11 protein-coding genes are annotated in these 15,972 nt (G+C 68.8%); 8 read left to right on the top strand and 3 right to left on the bottom strand.

Going from position 1 to position 15,972, the window contains the following annotated elements:
* Positions 1-9: 9 nt before the first annotated feature.
* Complete coding sequence (locus SB754_RS10905) at positions 10-990, top strand: aldo/keto reductase (protein ID WP_410782344.1); 981 nt, start codon at positions 10-12, stop codon at positions 988-990.
* Between the two features lie 77 nt (positions 991-1,067).
* Here the strand turns inward: SB754_RS10905 and SB754_RS10900 are convergent, their stop codons facing one another.
* Both SB754_RS10900 and SB754_RS10895 read right to left on the bottom strand, forming a co-directional pair.
* Entirely contained in the window at positions 1,068-1,958 is an 891-nt protein-coding gene (locus SB754_RS10900; RefSeq protein WP_410782343.1) for an endonuclease domain-containing protein, read from the bottom strand.
* Between the two features lie 315 nt (positions 1,959-2,273).
* Complete coding sequence (locus SB754_RS10895; RefSeq protein WP_410782342.1) at positions 2,274-3,485, bottom strand: MFS transporter; 1,212 nt, start codon at positions 3,483-3,485, stop codon at positions 2,274-2,276.
* A 264-nt stretch (positions 3,486-3,749) separates the two neighbouring features.
* On the opposite strand from SB754_RS10895, the gene SB754_RS10890 reads away from it, so the two are divergent.
* From SB754_RS10890 to SB754_RS10860, 7 genes are all read left to right on the top strand, one after another.
* On the top strand, positions 3,750-6,236 hold the full coding sequence (locus SB754_RS10890) for a ribonucleoside-diphosphate reductase subunit alpha (protein ID WP_410782341.1): 2,487 nt from the start codon (positions 3,750-3,752) through the stop codon (positions 6,234-6,236).
* 113 nt (positions 6,237-6,349) lie between these two features.
* Positions 6,350-7,339, top strand: coding sequence for a ribonucleotide-diphosphate reductase subunit beta (locus tag SB754_RS10885; RefSeq protein ID WP_410782340.1), 990 nt, complete (start codon positions 6,350-6,352; stop codon positions 7,337-7,339).
* Between the two features lies 1 nt (position 7,340).
* Positions 7,341-8,252 (top strand): sulfurtransferase, encoded by a 912-nt coding sequence (locus SB754_RS10880; protein WP_410782339.1) that lies wholly within the window; start codon positions 7,341-7,343, stop codon positions 8,250-8,252.
* A 203-nt stretch (positions 8,253-8,455) separates the two neighbouring features.
* Positions 8,456-9,355: an ABC transporter substrate-binding protein gene (locus SB754_RS10875; protein WP_410782338.1), complete on the top strand. Its 900-nt coding sequence runs from the start codon at positions 8,456-8,458 to the stop codon at positions 9,353-9,355.
* Between the two features lie 5 nt (positions 9,356-9,360).
* Complete coding sequence (locus SB754_RS10870; protein ID WP_410782337.1) at positions 9,361-10,344, top strand: amino acid ABC transporter permease; 984 nt, start codon at positions 9,361-9,363, stop codon at positions 10,342-10,344.
* Positions 10,341-11,114, top strand: a complete 774-nt coding sequence (locus tag SB754_RS10865) for an amino acid ABC transporter ATP-binding protein (protein ID WP_410782336.1) — start codon at positions 10,341-10,343, stop codon at positions 11,112-11,114. The genes SB754_RS10870 and SB754_RS10865 overlap by 4 nt, the downstream gene beginning before the upstream one ends.
* Before the next feature lie 62 nt (positions 11,115-11,176).
* Entirely contained in the window at positions 11,177-11,956 is a 780-nt protein-coding gene (locus SB754_RS10860; RefSeq protein ID WP_410782335.1) for an SDR family oxidoreductase, read from the top strand.
* A gap of 134 nt (positions 11,957-12,090) precedes the next feature.
* Here SB754_RS10860 and hrpA read toward each other — a convergent pair whose 3' ends face one another.
* Positions 12,091-15,957, bottom strand: a complete 3,867-nt coding sequence (gene hrpA / locus SB754_RS10855) for an ATP-dependent RNA helicase HrpA (protein WP_410782334.1) — start codon at positions 15,955-15,957, stop codon at positions 12,091-12,093.
* Between the last annotated feature and the right edge of the window lie 15 nt (positions 15,958-15,972).

Raw genomic sequence — 15,972 nt, 5'->3', positions numbered from 1 at the left:
TCTGGTGGCATGGAACAGCGCATCCTCGGAGGAACGGGACGGGAGGTGTCGGTCGTCGGACTCGGCACCTGGCAGTTGGGAGCGGACTGGGGCGACGTCACCGAAGACGACGCCTTCGGCGTGCTGCAGGCGGCGGCCGAGTCGGGAGTGACCTTCTTCGACACGGCCGACGTGTACGGCGACGGCCGCAGCGAGCAGATCATCGGGCGGTTCGTCAGCGCCCATCCCGAACTCCCGCTCACCGTGGCGACCAAGATGGGGCGCCGCGAGGAGCAGGACCCGGCGAACTTCACGCTGGCCAAGTTCCGGGAGTGGACGGACCGCTCCCGCCGCAACCTCGGCGTCGACCGGCTCGACCTCGTGCAGCTGCACTGCCCTCCCACGCCCGTGTTCTCCAGCGACGCGGTGTACGACGCACTCGACACCCTCGTCGAGGAGGGCGCGATCGAGAACTACGGCGTCAGCGTCGAGACGGTGGATGAGGCGCTCGCCGCGATTGCGCATCCCGGCACGGCGACCGTGCAGATCATCCTGAACGCGTTCCGGCTGAAGCCGCTGGACCGCGTGCTGCCGGCGGCTCGGGAGGCCGGAGTCGGCATCATCGCGCGCGTCCCCCTCGCGTCGGGTCTGCTGAGCGGCCGGTACAGTTCGCAGACGACGTTCCCGGCCGACGACCACCGCACGTACAACCGCCACGGCGAGGCGTTCGACGTGGGCGAGACGTTCTCCGGCGTGGACTACGAGGAGGGCGTGGAGGCGGCGCGCGAGTTCGCCGAACTGGTGCCCGAGGGCGTGACTCCGGCGCAGGCGGCGATCGCGTGGATCATCGCGCAGGACGGCGTGACCACCGTCATCCCGGGGGCTCGCTCTCCCGAGCAGGCGCGCGCGAACGCGGCCGCGGCCTCCGTCCGCCTCCCCGCCGACCTCGACGCCGCCGTGCACCGCATCTACGACACGCACTTCCGCGCGGCCGTCCACCCCCGCTGGTAGCCCGTCCCGTCCCGTCCCCGTCCCCCATTTCCGCCGAGTGGTGAGTAGATGTCGCAACTCGGCGGGAATTCGAGCATCTACTCACGACTCGTCGCCAACGCGCGCAGGATGCGGGCGATCAGGGCGGCGGGGGAGGTCAGGTCGGAGGCGGTTACGCGGATCACGCGCCAGCCGAGATCCTCGAGCTGCGCCTGCCGTCGGATGTCCTTATGCCACTGCTCGCGGTCGACGCGGTGGTGGTCACCCTCGTACTCGAGAATCAGGCGCTGATCCGCGTATGCCATATCCACCCGCGCGACGAATGAGCCGTCATGGGCATGGATGCGGTAGTTGAGCTCCGGCGGGGCGATCCCCGCATCGTGGAGCAGTACGCGAAGCGCGCTTTCAGCAGGTGACTCCGAACCCGGGCGGACCAAGGCGACGGCGAGTCGCGCAGCCCCTACGCCGCGACGGCCGCGAGCCTCCTCGACGATGGAGGTGAGGCGCTCGATCGTCGTCAGCGATGCGCCGACCAGGAAATCGGCCGCAACCACGAGTTCCTCGCGATGCAACGAGGCGGCGAGTTCCAGCCAGTTGGCCGCCGGCTGCGACACCGGAAGCCCACGGTGCACCGCGGTCTCGGATCGAGCGGCGACGTGACCGGTGGTTCCCGCGATCTGCGGCGCACGCGAGGGAGCTGCCACGCTGAGATGGATGCGGTCGTCGTACCGGAGACGGGACGGCAGCGGAATCTCGTAGAGGCGAGCGGCGGTGAGATGGCTGAACCACATCCCGTGCGGGCGGTGCAGGAGGAGCGCACGGCACCGCGTGTGGAGGTCGGCATCCGCTGGAGCGCGGACGCCGCGGACCGGGCGCATGAGGTCCCGCCCGCGGAGCCGACCCGGGCCGATGTCGCGCTCGCTGGCGTCGGCGACGCGGAACGGCGCCCAGGCGAACTGTCCCGGCAGAGGAGCGGCATGACGACCCATGCCACTACCTTGCCGCCCGGCGCGATATCACGCCCCGAGTTATCCACAGGCGCCGATCGAGTGGTGAGTCCTGTACCTAATTCGTCTCGATTTCGGACAACGTGTCACCACTCGCCAGTGGGTCGTCTCGGAGTCGCCCGGGCTGACCGCGCAGGAGGTCCCCTTCGAGCTTCGGCCGCGGCCCGAGTGGTGAGTTGTTGCTCCTATTCGCGTCGAGTTGCGACATCAAGTCACCACTCGGCGAGAAAACGGGGACGGGACGGGGACGGAATGGGACGGGATGGGATGGGACGGGACGGGGACGGGACGGGACGGTCAGGAGGGCTGGACGGGGACGGGCTCCGTGTCGGGGATGGGGGAGGCGTCGCGGCCGCGGAGGTCGGGGTGCACCCGGTACGCCAGGGCGGGGACGACGAAGCCGACCAGGGCGAACGCGCCAGCGATCCAGAAGGCGCCGACCGCTCCGACGCCGTCGATGAGGAAGCCGGCGACCGCGGAGCCCAGCGCGGCGCCGATCAGCTGCCCGGTGCCGACCCAGCCGTAGGCCTCCGCGGTGTCCGAGAACTTCACGCTGGCGGAGACGATCGCGAACAGCACTGCGAGGGCCGGCGCGATGCCGAGGCCGGCGACCAGCAGCGTCAGCGACAGGCCCCACCACGACCACAGCATGAAGGTGGAGATGACGATGCCGACGAAGACGATCAGCATGCGGCGCGCGGTCGCCCACGGCCCGATCGGGACGTGCCCGAACGCGAGGCCGCCGACCAGCGAGCCGAGCGACCAGATGGCGAGCACGATGCCGGCGAGCGGCGAACCCTCCCCGAAGTTCGCGACGACGCCCGCCTCCACGGCGGCGCAGGAGCCGATGAGCAGGAAACCGACGACGGTCGCGAGCAGCACGGGAGGCCGGGCCAGCACGGTCCCGAACCGCCGCTTGCTGCGCGGGATGCGCACCCGCCCGACCTCCGGCGACGCGATGAACCAGAAGCCGCCGGCGAGCATGATGGCGACCGACATCAGGATGCCCTCGACGGTGCCGATCTGGGTCGAGACGAACGTGATCGCCACCGGCCCGGCGATCCAGATGATCTCCTGGGCGGAGGCGTCGAGCGAGAAGAGCGGGGTCAGCTGCCGCGAGTTGACCATCTTGGGGTAGATGGTCCGCACGGCCGGCTGGATGGGCGGCATGCTCAGCCCGGCGAAGAACGCCACGGCCATCGTGACCGGGATGGGCATGACGAACAGGCCGATCGCCGCCACCGCCGCGGAGCAGAACAGGAGCGTCGTCCACAGCACGACCCGCATCCCGAGCACGCCCATCAGGCGGCTCGTCATCGGACCGGCGATCGCCTGCCCGATGCTCATCGCGCCGAGGACGAGGCCGGCCGCGCCGTAGGAGTGGTGGACGCGCTCGATGTGGAGCAGGAACGCCAGCGACAGCATCCCGAACGGGAAGCGCGCGGTGAGCTGGGCCGCGATGATGCGGGCGACGCCCGGCGTCTTCAGAAGGCTCGAGTAGCTGCTCACAACCATCCACACTATCGGTCGCGGAGCCCACGTCGAGGGGGTGTGCACAGTCTGCCGTCCCCCCTTCGCGGGGTGTGGAAACTGTGCATAACTTGTCCCCATCTGTGGACGACACGCCCACTAGATATGGGGGCGTGGAAATGTCCGAGGCCCGCTATATAGTGGTCGAGCACACAGAGCCGGTCAGCCTTCCCGCGATGAGAGAGGGCACGGTTCCGCGGGGAATTCACGCCGTTCAGACGGCACATCGAAGAGGGAGAGACAGTGGCAATCACAGTCGTGAAGCGCAACGGCGAGCGCGAGCCGTACGACGCCAACAAGATCAACCTGGCCATCGAGAATGCGGCCCAGGGACTGGACGAGAACATCACGTGGGTGACGCAGATCGCGAGCGAGCTCGAGCTCACGCTGTTCGACGGCATCACGACCCAGCAGCTCGACGAGGCGGTCATCCAGGTCGCCCTCCAGAACGTCAAGGACGACCCCGCGTTCGACACCGTCGCCGCACGCCTCCTCCTGAAGACGATCTACAAGCGCGTCCTCGGCGACTACCAGAGCCACGATGAGCTCGTCGAACTCCACACCTCCCGCTTCCGCTCGTACATCGAGCGCGGCGTCGCCGAGACCCTCCTCGACGGCCGCTTCACGACCGCATTCGACCTCGACCGACTGGCCGGCTACCTCGACCCGTCGCGCGACGAGCTGCTCAAGTACATCGGCGTCGTCACCCTCAACAACCGCTACGGAATCAAGGCGCGCAACGGCGACTCCCTCGAGGTGCCCCAGTTCTTCTGGATGCGCATCGCGATGGGCCTCTCCCTCAACGAGGCCGACCCGACCAGCCACGCCATCGCGTTCTACGACAAGATGTCGAAGCTCGAGTACCTGGCCGCCGGCTCCACCCTCGTCAACGCCGGCACGGCGTACCCGCAGCTCTCCAACTGCTTCGTCATGGAGATGCAGGACGACATCGAGCACATCGCCAAGAGCGTCCGCGACGTCATGTGGCTGACGAAGGGCACCGGCGGCATCGGCCTCGCCGTGACCAAGCTGCGCGCGCAGGGCTCGCCCATCCGCTCGAACAACACCACCTCGACCGGCCCGATCCCGTTCATGCACACGATCGACTCGGTGCTGCGCGCGGTCAGCCGCGGCGGCAAGAAGTTCGGCGCGCTGTGCTTCTACATGGAGAACTGGCACATGGACTTCCCGGAGTTCCTGGACCTGCGCCAGAACTCCGGCGACCCGTACCGCCGCACCCGCACGGCGAACACCGCCGTCTGGATCAGCGACGAGTTCATGAAGCGCGTCCAGAACGACGAGGACTGGTACCTCTTCGACCCGCTGGAGGTCGCCGACCTCAACGAGCTGTACGGCAAGGCCTTCTCGGAGCGCTACGCCCACTACGTCGCCGAGGCCGAGGCCGGCAACCTGCGGATGTTCAAGAAGATCAGCGCCCGCGCGCAGTTCAAGGACATCCTGATGAGCCTGCAGACCACCAGCCACCCGTGGCTGACGTGGAAGGACACCATCAACAACCGTGCCCTCAACAACAACACGGGCACGATCCACCTCTCGAACCTGTGCACCGAGATCACGCTGCCGCAGGACCGCGACAACGTCTCCGTCTGCAACCTCGCGTCCATCAACCTGTCGCGTCACCTGATCGACGGCCGGATGGACTGGGAGCGCATCGAGGCGAGCGCCCGCCAGGCGGTGCGCCAGCTCGACAACCTGATCGACATCACGGTGTCGAGCGTTCCGGAGGCCGACTTCTCGAACCAGCAGAACCGCGCGATCGGCCTGGGCGTCATGGGCTTCACCGACGTGGTCGAGAAGCTGGGACTCAGCTACGAGAGCGAGGAGGCGTACGCCCTGATCGACGAGATCATGGAGCACGTCTCGTACGCGGCGATCGACGAGAGCGCCGACCTGGCGCAGGAGCGCGGCGCATACCCGAACTTCGAGGGCTCGCGCTGGTCGCAGGGCCTGGTGCCCTACGACTCGATCGCCCTCACCGAGGCCGACCGCGGCATCCCGATCACGGTGGACCGCACGATCCGCCTCGACTGGGACCGCCTCCGCGAGAAGGTCAAGGGCGGCATGCGCAACGCGACGCTCATGGCCATCGCGCCGACGGCCTCCATCGGTCTCGTCGCCGGCACCACGCCGGGCTTCGACCCGCAGTTCTCGCAGATCTTCAGCCGGTCGACCTCGTCGGGCAAGTTCCTCGAGGTCAACCGCAACCTGGTCGAGACGCTGCAGGAGCGCGGCATCTGGCAGGACGTGCGGGAGGCCATCCTGCGGTCGCAGGGCGACATCCAGAACATCGCCGAGATCCCGGATGAGGTGAAGGAGACGTTCAAGACGAGCTTCCAGCTCTCGCCCTACGCCTTCATCGAGGTCGCGGCCCGCGCCCAGAAGTGGATCGACCAGGCGATCAGCCGCAACATGTACCTCGAGACGCGCGATCTCGGCGACATGATGGACATCTACTACGCGGCCTGGGAGAAGGGCGTCAAGACGACGTACTACCTCCACATGAAGCCGCGTCACCAGGCGGAGCAGTCCACCGTCAAGGTGAACAAGGCGGAAGAGATCTCGGGCGGCCGCACGGGCTTCGCCTCCGTCGGCGCCGGCGCCCCGGCCCCGGCCGCGGCCCCCGCCGTCACCGAGACCGCTCCTGCAGCGGCTCCTGCGCGTCGCGGCTTCGGCTTCGGCGGTCTCGCGACGGGTGGTGAGAGCAAGTGAACAGCACCAAGATCGAGGAATACTACGTGCCGGTCGACCCGATGGACGACCTGCAGTGCGAGTCCTGCCAGTAACCCGCGCGCCGCGTCGACAGTAGAAAGAGAAGAAACACCATGGGGATTCTGGGTACCGGAATCGAAGAGGGCCTGCTGCTGAAGCCGGTGAAGTACCAGTGGGCGATGGACCTGTACGACCAGGCCGTCGCGAACACCTGGTTCCCGAACGAGATCCAGCTGGGCGAAGACATCGCCGACTTCAAGAAGATGACGGACGAGGAGCGGCACGCCGTCACCTTCCTGATGAGCTACTTCAACCCGAACGAGCTGCTCGTCAACAAGGCGCTGGCCTTCGGCGTCTACCCCTACATCAACGCGGCCGAGGCGCACCTCTACCTCGCCAAGCAGATGTGGGAGGAGGCGAACCACTGCATGTCGTTCGAGTACGTCCTCGAGACGTTCCCGATCGACCGCGAGCAGGCGTACAACTCGCACGTCGACGTGCCGTCGATGGCGAAGAAGGAGGAGTTCGAGGTCTCCTTCATCAAGCGGATGACCGAGCAGACCCTCGACATCACCACGACCGAGGGCAAGCAGGACTTCATCCGCAACCTGGTGGCGTACAACGTCATCCTCGAGGGGATCTGGTTCTACTCGGGCTTCATGGTGGCGCTGTCGTTCCGTCAGCGGAACCTGCTCCGCAACTTCGGCTCGCTGATCGACTGGGTGGTGCGCGACGAGTCGCTGCACCTCAAGTTCGGCATCAACCTCATCCTCACGGTTCTGGAAGAGAACCCCGACCTGCAGACGCCGGAGTTCGCGAACGAGATCCGCCAGATGATCCTGGATGCGGTTGAGATGGAGGAGCAGTACAACCGCGACCTCCTCCCCGGCGGCATCCTGGGCCTCAACGCCAACTACATCAACCAGTACGTCCGTTACCTGGCGGACCGTCGCCTGGAGGAGCTGGGCTTCGAGGCCGAGTACAAGGTGTCGAACCCGGCGAAGTGGATGGCGACGGCGAACGACACGCTCGAGCTGGTGAACTTCTTCGAGTCCACCAACACGTCGTACGAGTCGAACGCCAAGGCCTCCACGGGTCGCTGAGATGACGACGGAGGTTCCTCCGCTGATCACCGCCGCCGCGCTGGACGTCGCTCTCGGGGCTGAATCCCTGTGGAGCGGCGCCGGCCGGCGGCGTTCGTCGTGGCGCGTGCTCGACGTGCGCTGGAAGCTGGGCGGTCCGCCCGGCCGCGAGGAGTACGAGCGCGGGCACATCCCCGGCGCCGTCTATGTCGACCTCGACACCGAGCTGGCCGGCCATGGCGCGCCGACGGATGGGCGGCATCCGCTCCCCGCGATCGAGGACTTCCAGGAGGCCGCACGGCGGTGGGGCCTGCACGAGGGCGACTCCGTCGTGGTCTACGACGACGTGTTCGGCGGCTCCGCGGCGCGCGCGTGGTGGCTGCTGCGGCATGCGGGCGTCCGCGACGTGCGGGTCCTCGACGGCGGACTGGCCGCCTGGCGGGAGGCCGGCCTGCCGCTGCAGACCGGGGCGGTGCTGACGGCTCCCGGTGACCTCGAGCTGAGCTTCGGCGAGCTGCCGACCATCGACGCCGACGGCGCGGCGGCTCTCGCCGAGGCGAGCGACAGCGTGCTGCTGGACGCCCGCGCCGGCGAACGCTTCCGCGGCGAGGTCGAGCCGGTCGATCCGCGGCCCGGGCACATCCCCGGCGCGGTCAGCGCGCCCTCCACGGCCGTCCTCGACGCCGAGGGCAGGATGCTGCCTGCCGCCGTTCTGCGCGAGCGGTTCGCCGAGCTCGGCATCGGCGCGGGCACCCCTGTCGGCGTCTACTGCGGATCGGGCGTCACCGCCGCGCACGAGGCGCTCGCGCTCGTCGTCGCCGGCCTCCCGATGCCCTCGCTCTACCCGGGTTCGTACTCGGCGTGGTCGAACGACCCGGCGCGACCCGTCGTCACAGGACCCGCCGCCACAGGACCAGCCGCGACAGAGGCCTGACGCGCGCGCATCCCGGCTCACCCGCACCCCAAAAGCGCGGATTCCGCTGCCGAACGGCCGAAACATGGCGGAAACGTGCGTGAAAAACGCCGTTGCCTACGCGAATTAGTGTTCAAGCACGGCCTCGCCGCTGGGGTATCCTCCCCTTACCCGTGCAATACGCATCGACACATTCCTGCACCAGGAAGAAGGACAACGACACTATGCGCATCCGATCTGCGGCCCCCATCGCCGCTGTCGCCGCCGTTGCAGCGCTCGCGCTCACCGGTTGCGTCGACAACTCCACCCCGTCCGGCAGCTCAACGTCGAGCGCCGCCGCCGACGTGAAGAAGGACGACACCCTCGCGGGCCAGCTGCCCGCGAACATCAAGTCCGCCGGCAAGCTCGTCGTCGGCATGGACAACACGTACCCGCCGAACGAGTTCAAGGACGACAACGGCCAGCCCGTCGGCTGGGAGGTCGACCTCGCCAACGCCATCTCGGCCAAGCTGGGCCTCAAGACCAGCTTCGCCATCGCGAAGTTCGACAACATCATCCCGAGCATCACCGGCGGCAAGGACGACTACGGTATGTCGTCCTTCACCGACACCACCGAGCGCGAGCAGCAGGTCGACTTCGTCAACTACTACTCGGCCGGCATCCTCTGGGCCGCCCAGAAGGGCAAGAGCATCGACCCGGACAACGCCTGCGGGCTGAAGGTCGCCGTCCAGTCCACCACGTACGAGGACACCGACGAGGTTCCCGCGAAGTCCAAGACGTGCACCGACGCCGGCAAGCCCGCCATCCAGGCCCTCCGCTACGACACGCAGGACGACGCGACGAACGCCGTGATCCTCGGCAAGGCCGACGCCCTCAGCGCCGACTCGCCCGTCACCCTGTACGCGATCTCCAAGTCGAACGGCAAGCTGGAGGCCGCAGGCAAGACCTTCGACGAGGCGCCCTACGGCCTCCCCGTCAAGAAGGACTCGAAGCTGACGCCCGTGCTGCAGAAGGCGGTCCAGGCGCTGATCGACGACGGCACCTACAAGAAGATCCTCGACAAGTGGGGCGTCGCCGACGGCGCGGTGCAATCCGCCGAGGTCAACGCGGCCGCGAAGGGCTGACCTTCATGTCCCAGAGCAACGCCGCCCGCCCGGCGACGGGATCCGTCCCGTCGCCGGGGGGCACCCGCTCCGAGCCGATCAAGGCGATCAAGCTCAAGCACCCGTGGCGGATCGTCTTCGCCGCCATCCTGATCCTGCTGCTGGTGTGGTTCATCGTCGACGCCTCCCAGCGCGACGCCTACGGCTGGCAGTACGTGGGCAAGTACGTCTTCGACAAGCGCATCAGTGCAGCTGCGCTCGTGACCCTCCAGCTGACGGTCTACTCGATGATCATCGGCGTCGTCCTCGGCCTGATCCTGGCCGTGATGCGGCTCTCGCCGAACCCGGTCGTGAAGTCGGTCGCCTGGCTCTACCTGTGGATCTTCCGCGGCACCCCGGTCTACGTGCAGCTGGTCTTCTGGGGCCTGTTCTCGCTGATCTACCCGCAGATCTTCCTCGGCGTGCCGTGGACGCAGGTCGGCTTCGACCTGAACCTCGGGTTCATGCAGAACGCGTTCATCATCGCCGTCATCGGCCTCGCGCTGAACGAGGCGGCCTACATGGCGGAGATCGTTCGCGCAGGACTCCTCTCGGTCGACGAGGGTCAGGAGGAGGCGGCGACCGCGCTCGGCATGTCGTGGTGGCAGACCATGACGCGGATCGTGATCCCGCAGGCGATGCGGGTGATCATCCCGCCGACCGGCAACGAGGTCATCTCGATGCTGAAGACGACGTCGCTGGTGGCGGCCATCCCGCTGACCACCGACCTGTACGGGGTCGCGCGCGACATCTCGGCGGTGACGTACACGCCCATCCCGCTGCTCATCGTCGCGTCGCTGTGGTACCTGCTCTTCACCTCGCTGCTGATGGTCGGGCAGTACTTCCTCGAGAAGCGGTTCTCCCGCGGCGTCAACGCGCGCCGCCCCGACCGCAACGACACCGCGATGGCGACGGGCGCCCTGCCCGCCGCCGGCGCACCCGACGGAAACGACCTCGGAGGCAAGGGATGACCGACACGAAGACTCCCATGGTCCTGGCCGAGGGCGTCTCGAAGAGCTTCGGCTCGAACGAGGTGCTCAAGAGCATCGACCTCAAGGTGAACCCCGGCGAGGTGCTCTGCATCATCGGCCCGTCGGGCTCAGGCAAGTCGACCTTCCTGCGCTGCATCAACCACCTGGAGCGGGTCGACGCCGGCCGGCTCGCGGTGGACGGCGAGGTAGTGGGCTACCGCCAGCACGGCGACAAGCTGTACGAGCTCAAGCCGAAGGAGGCCGCCCGCCAGCGCCGTGAGATCGGGATGGTGTTCCAGCGGTTCAACCTGTTCCCGCACATGACGGCGCTGGAGAACATCATCGAGGCGCCCATCCGCGTGAAGGGCCTCTCGAAGGCGAAGGCGGTGGAGCGCGCGACGGAGCTGCTCGCCCGGGTCGGGCTGTCCGACAAGGGCGACCACTACCCGTCCCAGCTCTCCGGCGGGCAGCAGCAGCGCGTGGCGATCGCCCGGGCGCTGGCGATGGACCCGAAGCTGATGCTGTTCGACGAGCCGACCTCCGCACTCGACCCCGAGCTCGTCGGCGAGGTGCTCGACGTGATGAAGGGGCTGGCCGCAAGCGGCATGACGATGGTCGTCGTGACGCACGAGATGGGCTTCGCCCGCGAGGTCGCGGACGAGCTGGTCTTCATGGACGGCGGCGTGGTCGTCGAGGCCGGCGACCCGCGCGAGGTGCTCAGCAACCCGCAGCACCAGCGGACGCAGGCGTTCCTCTCGAAGGTGCTCTAGCCTCCCGGGCCCGCTTCAACGGCTCGCGTCGAGCGGGCGTCGCCTTCTGACAGAATCGTCGGATGGATAACGACGCCCGCTCCGCCCGTCCCGTTGTCTTCATCACCGGCGCCAGCCGGCCGAACACGATCGGCGCAGCCATCGCCCGGAACCTCGCGTCGCTCGGTTTCGACGTCGCCTTCGGCTACTGGGACGGCTACGACGCCGAGATGCCGTGGGGTGCGCATCCCGCTCAGCATGAGGCCCTGGCCGCGGAGCTGCGCGCGTTCGACGTGCGCGCCCTGCCGGTCTCGGTCGACCTGTCCGATGCGGAGGCTCCCGCCGCGGCGATCGCGCGCGTGCGCGCGGAGCTGGGCCCGATCCGTGCGCTGGTGATGAGCCACGCGCACTCGGTCGACAGCGGCATCCTGGACACCTCGGTGGAGGCCTTCGACCGGCACTTCGCCGTCAACACGCGCGGGTCGTGGCTGCTGATCAGGGCGTTCGCGGAGCAGTACGAGGGACCCGCGGGGTTCGGCCGCATCGTGGCGCTGACCAGCGACCACACCGCCCACAACGTGCCGTACGGCGCGAGCAAGGGCGCCCTCGACCGGATCGTGAAGGCGGCTGCCGTCGAGCTCGCGCACCTCGGCATCACGGCCAATCTGGTGAACCCCGGCCCGATCGACACCGGCTGGATGACGCCCGAGCTGGCCCAGCAACTCGCCGCCGAGACCGCCCTCGGCCGCCTCGGCACCCCGCAGGACACCGCCGACCTGGTCGCGTTCCTCCTGTTGCCCGCCGGCGGCTGGGTCAACGGCCAGCTCCTCCACTCGAACGGCGGCTTCAACCTCGGCGTCTGACCGCCTCCGCGCCCTTCGCCGCCGCCCCCCGCGCCCTCCGCCCCGCCGCCCCACCGTCGAGTACACACTTTCTGCACGCGACACGCCGCCGCAGCGTGCAAAAAGTGTGGACTCGACGGTGGGGGGAGGGCGCGTTAGGAGGCGAGGACCTTGCGGATGCGGGGGAGGGAGACGGTTTCGGCTGCGCCGAGGGACTGGGCGAAGAGCGAGACGCGGAACTCCTCCAGCATCCACCGGGCGTGCACGAGGGAGGGCGACGCGTCCGGAGCCAGCGGGATGCGGCCGCCCGCGTCGGTGTACAGCGCGACGGCGGTCTCCACCTGCGTCTGCCAGGCGCGGTCGCGGCCCGGGTTGGTGGGGAGGGCCTGCATCCGCTGCGAGATGCCGGCCAGGTAGCGGGGGAGGTGCCGCAGCTGCTCCAGACCGGTGCGCGAGACGAAACCAGGGAAGACGAGCCCGGAGAGCTGCCCCTTCGCGTCGTTGAGCGCGGCCAGGTAGGTCAGCGCCGTCACGCCCGAGATCGCCTTCTCGGCGGCGCGGGCGGCGGTGAGGATGCGCGTGACGAGCGCGACCGTCTCGAACATCGAGTCCATCACGATCCCGGAGACCCGGTCGCGCACCGCCTCGAACTCGGCGCGCATGAAGAGCTGCCCGTCCGGCTTCATCCGGTACAGCACCGAGTCGACGACCGCCAGCAGGCAGTCGTCGAACAGCGCCTTCGTGTTCGGGTACGGGCTGGCCGCCAGCGTCAGCTTCTCGGTGGAGGTCAGATGCTGCTGCACGTAGGCGACCGGTGACGGGACGCTGGCGAGCAGCAGGCGACGCACGCCGCCCGGCATGGCGCGAGCCTGCTCGGCGGGCGTCCCCATCAAGCGGATGCTGACCGAGCCGCCGTCGTCGACCAGCGCCGGGTAGGCGCGGATCACGTTCTTCGTCCCTCCCGGCCCGGTGTGCGTAGAGTCGACGAAGCGCGGCAGCTCGTCGAAATCCCACGTCGTCAGGCCTGACCGCTCGATCGCGTTCGGCGTTCGGGCTTCCGCGACGGCGGCGACCGAGTCGCGAGCGCGCGAGCGGAGGCGGTCCTGCAGCGCGCTCAGGTCCTTGCCGCCGGCGAGCGGACGGCCGCGCTCGCCGATCACCTGGAAGGTCGGCCGCAAGTGCGACGGCAGGCGCTCGAGGTCGAAGTCCGTGCCGCTGACGCGGGAACCGGTCAGCCGCGAGATCGTCGCCGCAAGCGTGTCGACGAGGGAGGCCGCGGGCCGCTCGCCCTCGTGCGCCCGCATCCCGGCGGTGCCGGACAGCTCGCCGAGGAGTCGCTGCGCCCAGTCGGCGGCGGGGACCACCTGGCGGCGGATCGCCTTGGGGAGCGACTTGATCAGCGCCGTGACCAGTTCGTGCCGGAGTCCGGGAACCTGCCAGTCGAAGCCGTCGGGCAGCAGCCCTGCGAGCAGCGGGAGCGGCACCTGGACCGTCACGCCGTCGTCCTCGGCCCCCGGCTCGAACTTGTAGCGGAGGGTCAGCTGCTGGTCGCCCTGCCGCCACACCGGCGGGAACGACTCCTCGTCGACCTCCGCCGCCTCGTCGTCGAGCAACGCCTCCTGCGTCATGGTGAGGAGGTCCGGCGTCTCCTGCCTGGCCTTCTTCCACCAGCCTTCGAAGGAGCGCGTGGACACCACGTCAGTGGGGATGCGCCGGTCGTAGAACTCGTAGACGGCTTCGTCGTCGTTGAGGATGTCGCGGCGCCGCGTCCGCTCCTCCAGCTCGCGCAGTTCGGTGCGCAGCGCCCGGTTGGCCCGGTCGAACGCCTGGTGGGAGTCCCATTCGCCGTCCACAAGCGCGTGCCGGATGAACAGTTCGCGCGACAGCGCGGCGTCGATCCGCGCGTACTGGATGCGCCGCCGCGGGATGATCGGCACGCCGAACAGGGTGACCCGCTCGTACGCGACGACGGAGCCCTGGTTCTTCTCCCAGTGCGGCTCGCTGTACTGCCGCTTGCACAGGTCACCGGCGATCGGCTCGGCCCAGGCCGGGTCGATGGCGGCGTTCATCCGAGCGAACAGCCGGGAGGTCTCCACAAGCTCTGCACTCATCACCGCGTTGGGCTGCTTCTTGGCGAGGGTGGATCCGGGGAAGATCACGAACCGGGTCTGCCGCGCGCCGAGGTACTCGGACTGCCGGGCGCCGCGCGCCCCTCCCTTATTGCCCGACTCCCGCACATCCTTCAACCCCAGGTGCGACAGCAGGCCGGCGAGCAGCGAGCGGTGGATGCCGTCCGGATTCACGGACGGCTCGCCGACGGTCAGCCCGAGCGGCTTGGCGAGCTGACGGAGCTGGCGGTAGACGTCCTGCCACTCCCGCACCCGGAGGAAGTTGAGGTATTCGGCCTTGCACAGCCTCCGGAAAGCACTGGAGGACAGCTCCTTCTGCTGCTCCTCCAGATAGTTCCAGAGGTTGAGGAGGGTGAGGAAGTCGCTGGTCGGGTCGGCGAACCGGGCGTGCTTCTCGTCGGCGCTGCCGCGCTTCTCCACGGGCCGCTCGCGTGGGTCCTGGATGGTGAGGCCGGCGACGATCGCCATGACCTCCCGGGACGTGTTGTGGCGCTTGGACTCGACGACCATCCGCGCGAAGCGGGGGTCGATCGGGAGCTGGGCGAGCTGGCGGCCGACCGCTGTCAGCGTGGTGCCCTCCGTCCCCGCGCCTCCCGCTGTGATCGCGCCGAGCTCGGTGAGCAGGTCGAGCCCGTCCTTGATCCCGCGCGAGTCCGGCGGGGTGAGGAATGGGAACGCCGCGATGTCGCCGAGCCCGAGCGAGATCATCTGCAGGATGACGGCCGCGAGGTTGGTGCGCAGGATCTCCGGCTCGGTGTACTCCGGCCGCTTCGCGAAGTCCTCCTCCGAGTAGAGGCGGATGGCGATGCCGTCGCTGGTTCGTCCGGAGCGGCCGGAGCGCTGGTTGGCGCTGGCCTGCGAGATGGCCTCGATCGGCAGGCGCTGCACCTTGGCGCGGGTGCTGTACCGGCTGATGCGCGCCGTTCCCGCATCCACCACGTACTTGATGCCGGGCACGGTCAGGCTGGTCTCGGCGACGTTGGTGGCCAGGATCACGCGGCGGCGGACACCCGCGGCGCTGGACGGCTGGAAGACCTTGTGCTGCTCCGCCGCCGACAGCCGGCCGTACAACGGGAGCACCTCGGTTCCGGGTAGATTGCGGCCACGGATGGCGTCGGCCGCATCCCGGATCTCGTTCTCGCCGGAGAGGAAGACGAGCACGTCGCCGCGGTCCTCCCTGGCCAGCTCGTCGAGCGCGTCGTTGATGCCCTGCAGGTAGTCGCGGTCGGCGGACGGCACCGGATCCGGGTCCTCGTCGTCGTCCTCCATCGCCTCCGCGACCAGCGGTCGGTAGCGGAGCTCGACCGGGTAGGTGCGGCCGGAGACCTCGACGATCGGCGCCGGAGTGCCGTCCGCCGACGCGAAGTGCTCCGCGAAGCTCTGCGGGTCGATGGTCGCGGACGTGATGATGAGCTTGAGATCGGGACGCTGCGGCAGGAGCTGCTTCAGGTACCCGAGCAGGAAGTCGATGTTGAGGCTGCGCTCGTGCGCCTCGTCGATGATGATCGTGTCGTACTGGCGCAGCATCCGGTCGCGGCGCAGCTCGTTGAGCAGGATGCCGTCGGTCATCAGCTTGATGCGGGTCGCCTTCGACACGCGGTCGGTGAAGCGGACCTGGTAGCCGACCAGCTCGCCGACCGACTGGCCCAGCTCCTCGGCGATCCGCTCCGCGATGGTGCGCGCCGCGATCCGCCGCGGCTGGGTGTGCCCGATGCTGGTGCGGCCGAGTTCCAGCGCGATCTTCGGCAGCTGCGTCGTCTTCCCGGACCCCGTCGCACCGGCCACGATGACGACCTGGTTGTCGCGGATGGCGCGCGCGATCTCCTCCCGCTTCCGGCTGACGGGCAGCTCGGGCGGGAAGACGATGCGGGGGAGGGTCGCGGTCGAAGACATGAGCCCTCCAGTCTA

It is taken from the genome of Leifsonia sp. SIMBA_070 (genome assembly GCF_046534635.1).
Taxonomy (GTDB): Bacteria; Actinomycetota; Actinomycetes; order Actinomycetales; family Microbacteriaceae; genus Leifsonia.
Note: the sequence above shows the minus strand (reverse complement) of the source record. Positions and strands in the feature narration are given on the sequence as shown.

Excerpts from the sequence above, each read along its gene's own strand:
- SB754_RS10905 (WP_410782344.1), top strand. The coding sequence starts at position 10 with ATGGAACAGCGCATCCTCGGAGGAACGGGACGGGAGGTGTCGGTCGTC.
- SB754_RS10875 (WP_410782338.1), top strand. The coding sequence starts at position 8,456 with ATGCGCATCCGATCTGCGGCCCCCATCGCCGCTGTCGCCGCCGTTGCA.
- SB754_RS10900 (WP_410782343.1), bottom strand. The coding sequence starts at position 1,958 with ATGGGTCGTCATGCCGCTCCTCTGCCGGGACAGTTCGCCTGGGCGCCG.
- SB754_RS10865 (WP_410782336.1), top strand. The coding sequence starts at position 10,341 with ATGACCGACACGAAGACTCCCATGGTCCTGGCCGAGGGCGTCTCGAAG.
- SB754_RS10880 (WP_410782339.1), top strand. The coding sequence starts at position 7,341 with ATGACGACGGAGGTTCCTCCGCTGATCACCGCCGCCGCGCTGGACGTC.
- hrpA (WP_410782334.1), bottom strand. The coding sequence starts at position 15,957 with ATGTCTTCGACCGCGACCCTCCCCCGCATCGTCTTCCCGCCCGAGCTG.
- SB754_RS10870 (WP_410782337.1), top strand. The coding sequence starts at position 9,361 with ATGTCCCAGAGCAACGCCGCCCGCCCGGCGACGGGATCCGTCCCGTCG.
- SB754_RS10860 (WP_410782335.1), top strand. The coding sequence starts at position 11,177 with ATGGATAACGACGCCCGCTCCGCCCGTCCCGTTGTCTTCATCACCGGC.
- SB754_RS10885 (WP_410782340.1), top strand. The coding sequence starts at position 6,350 with ATGGGGATTCTGGGTACCGGAATCGAAGAGGGCCTGCTGCTGAAGCCG.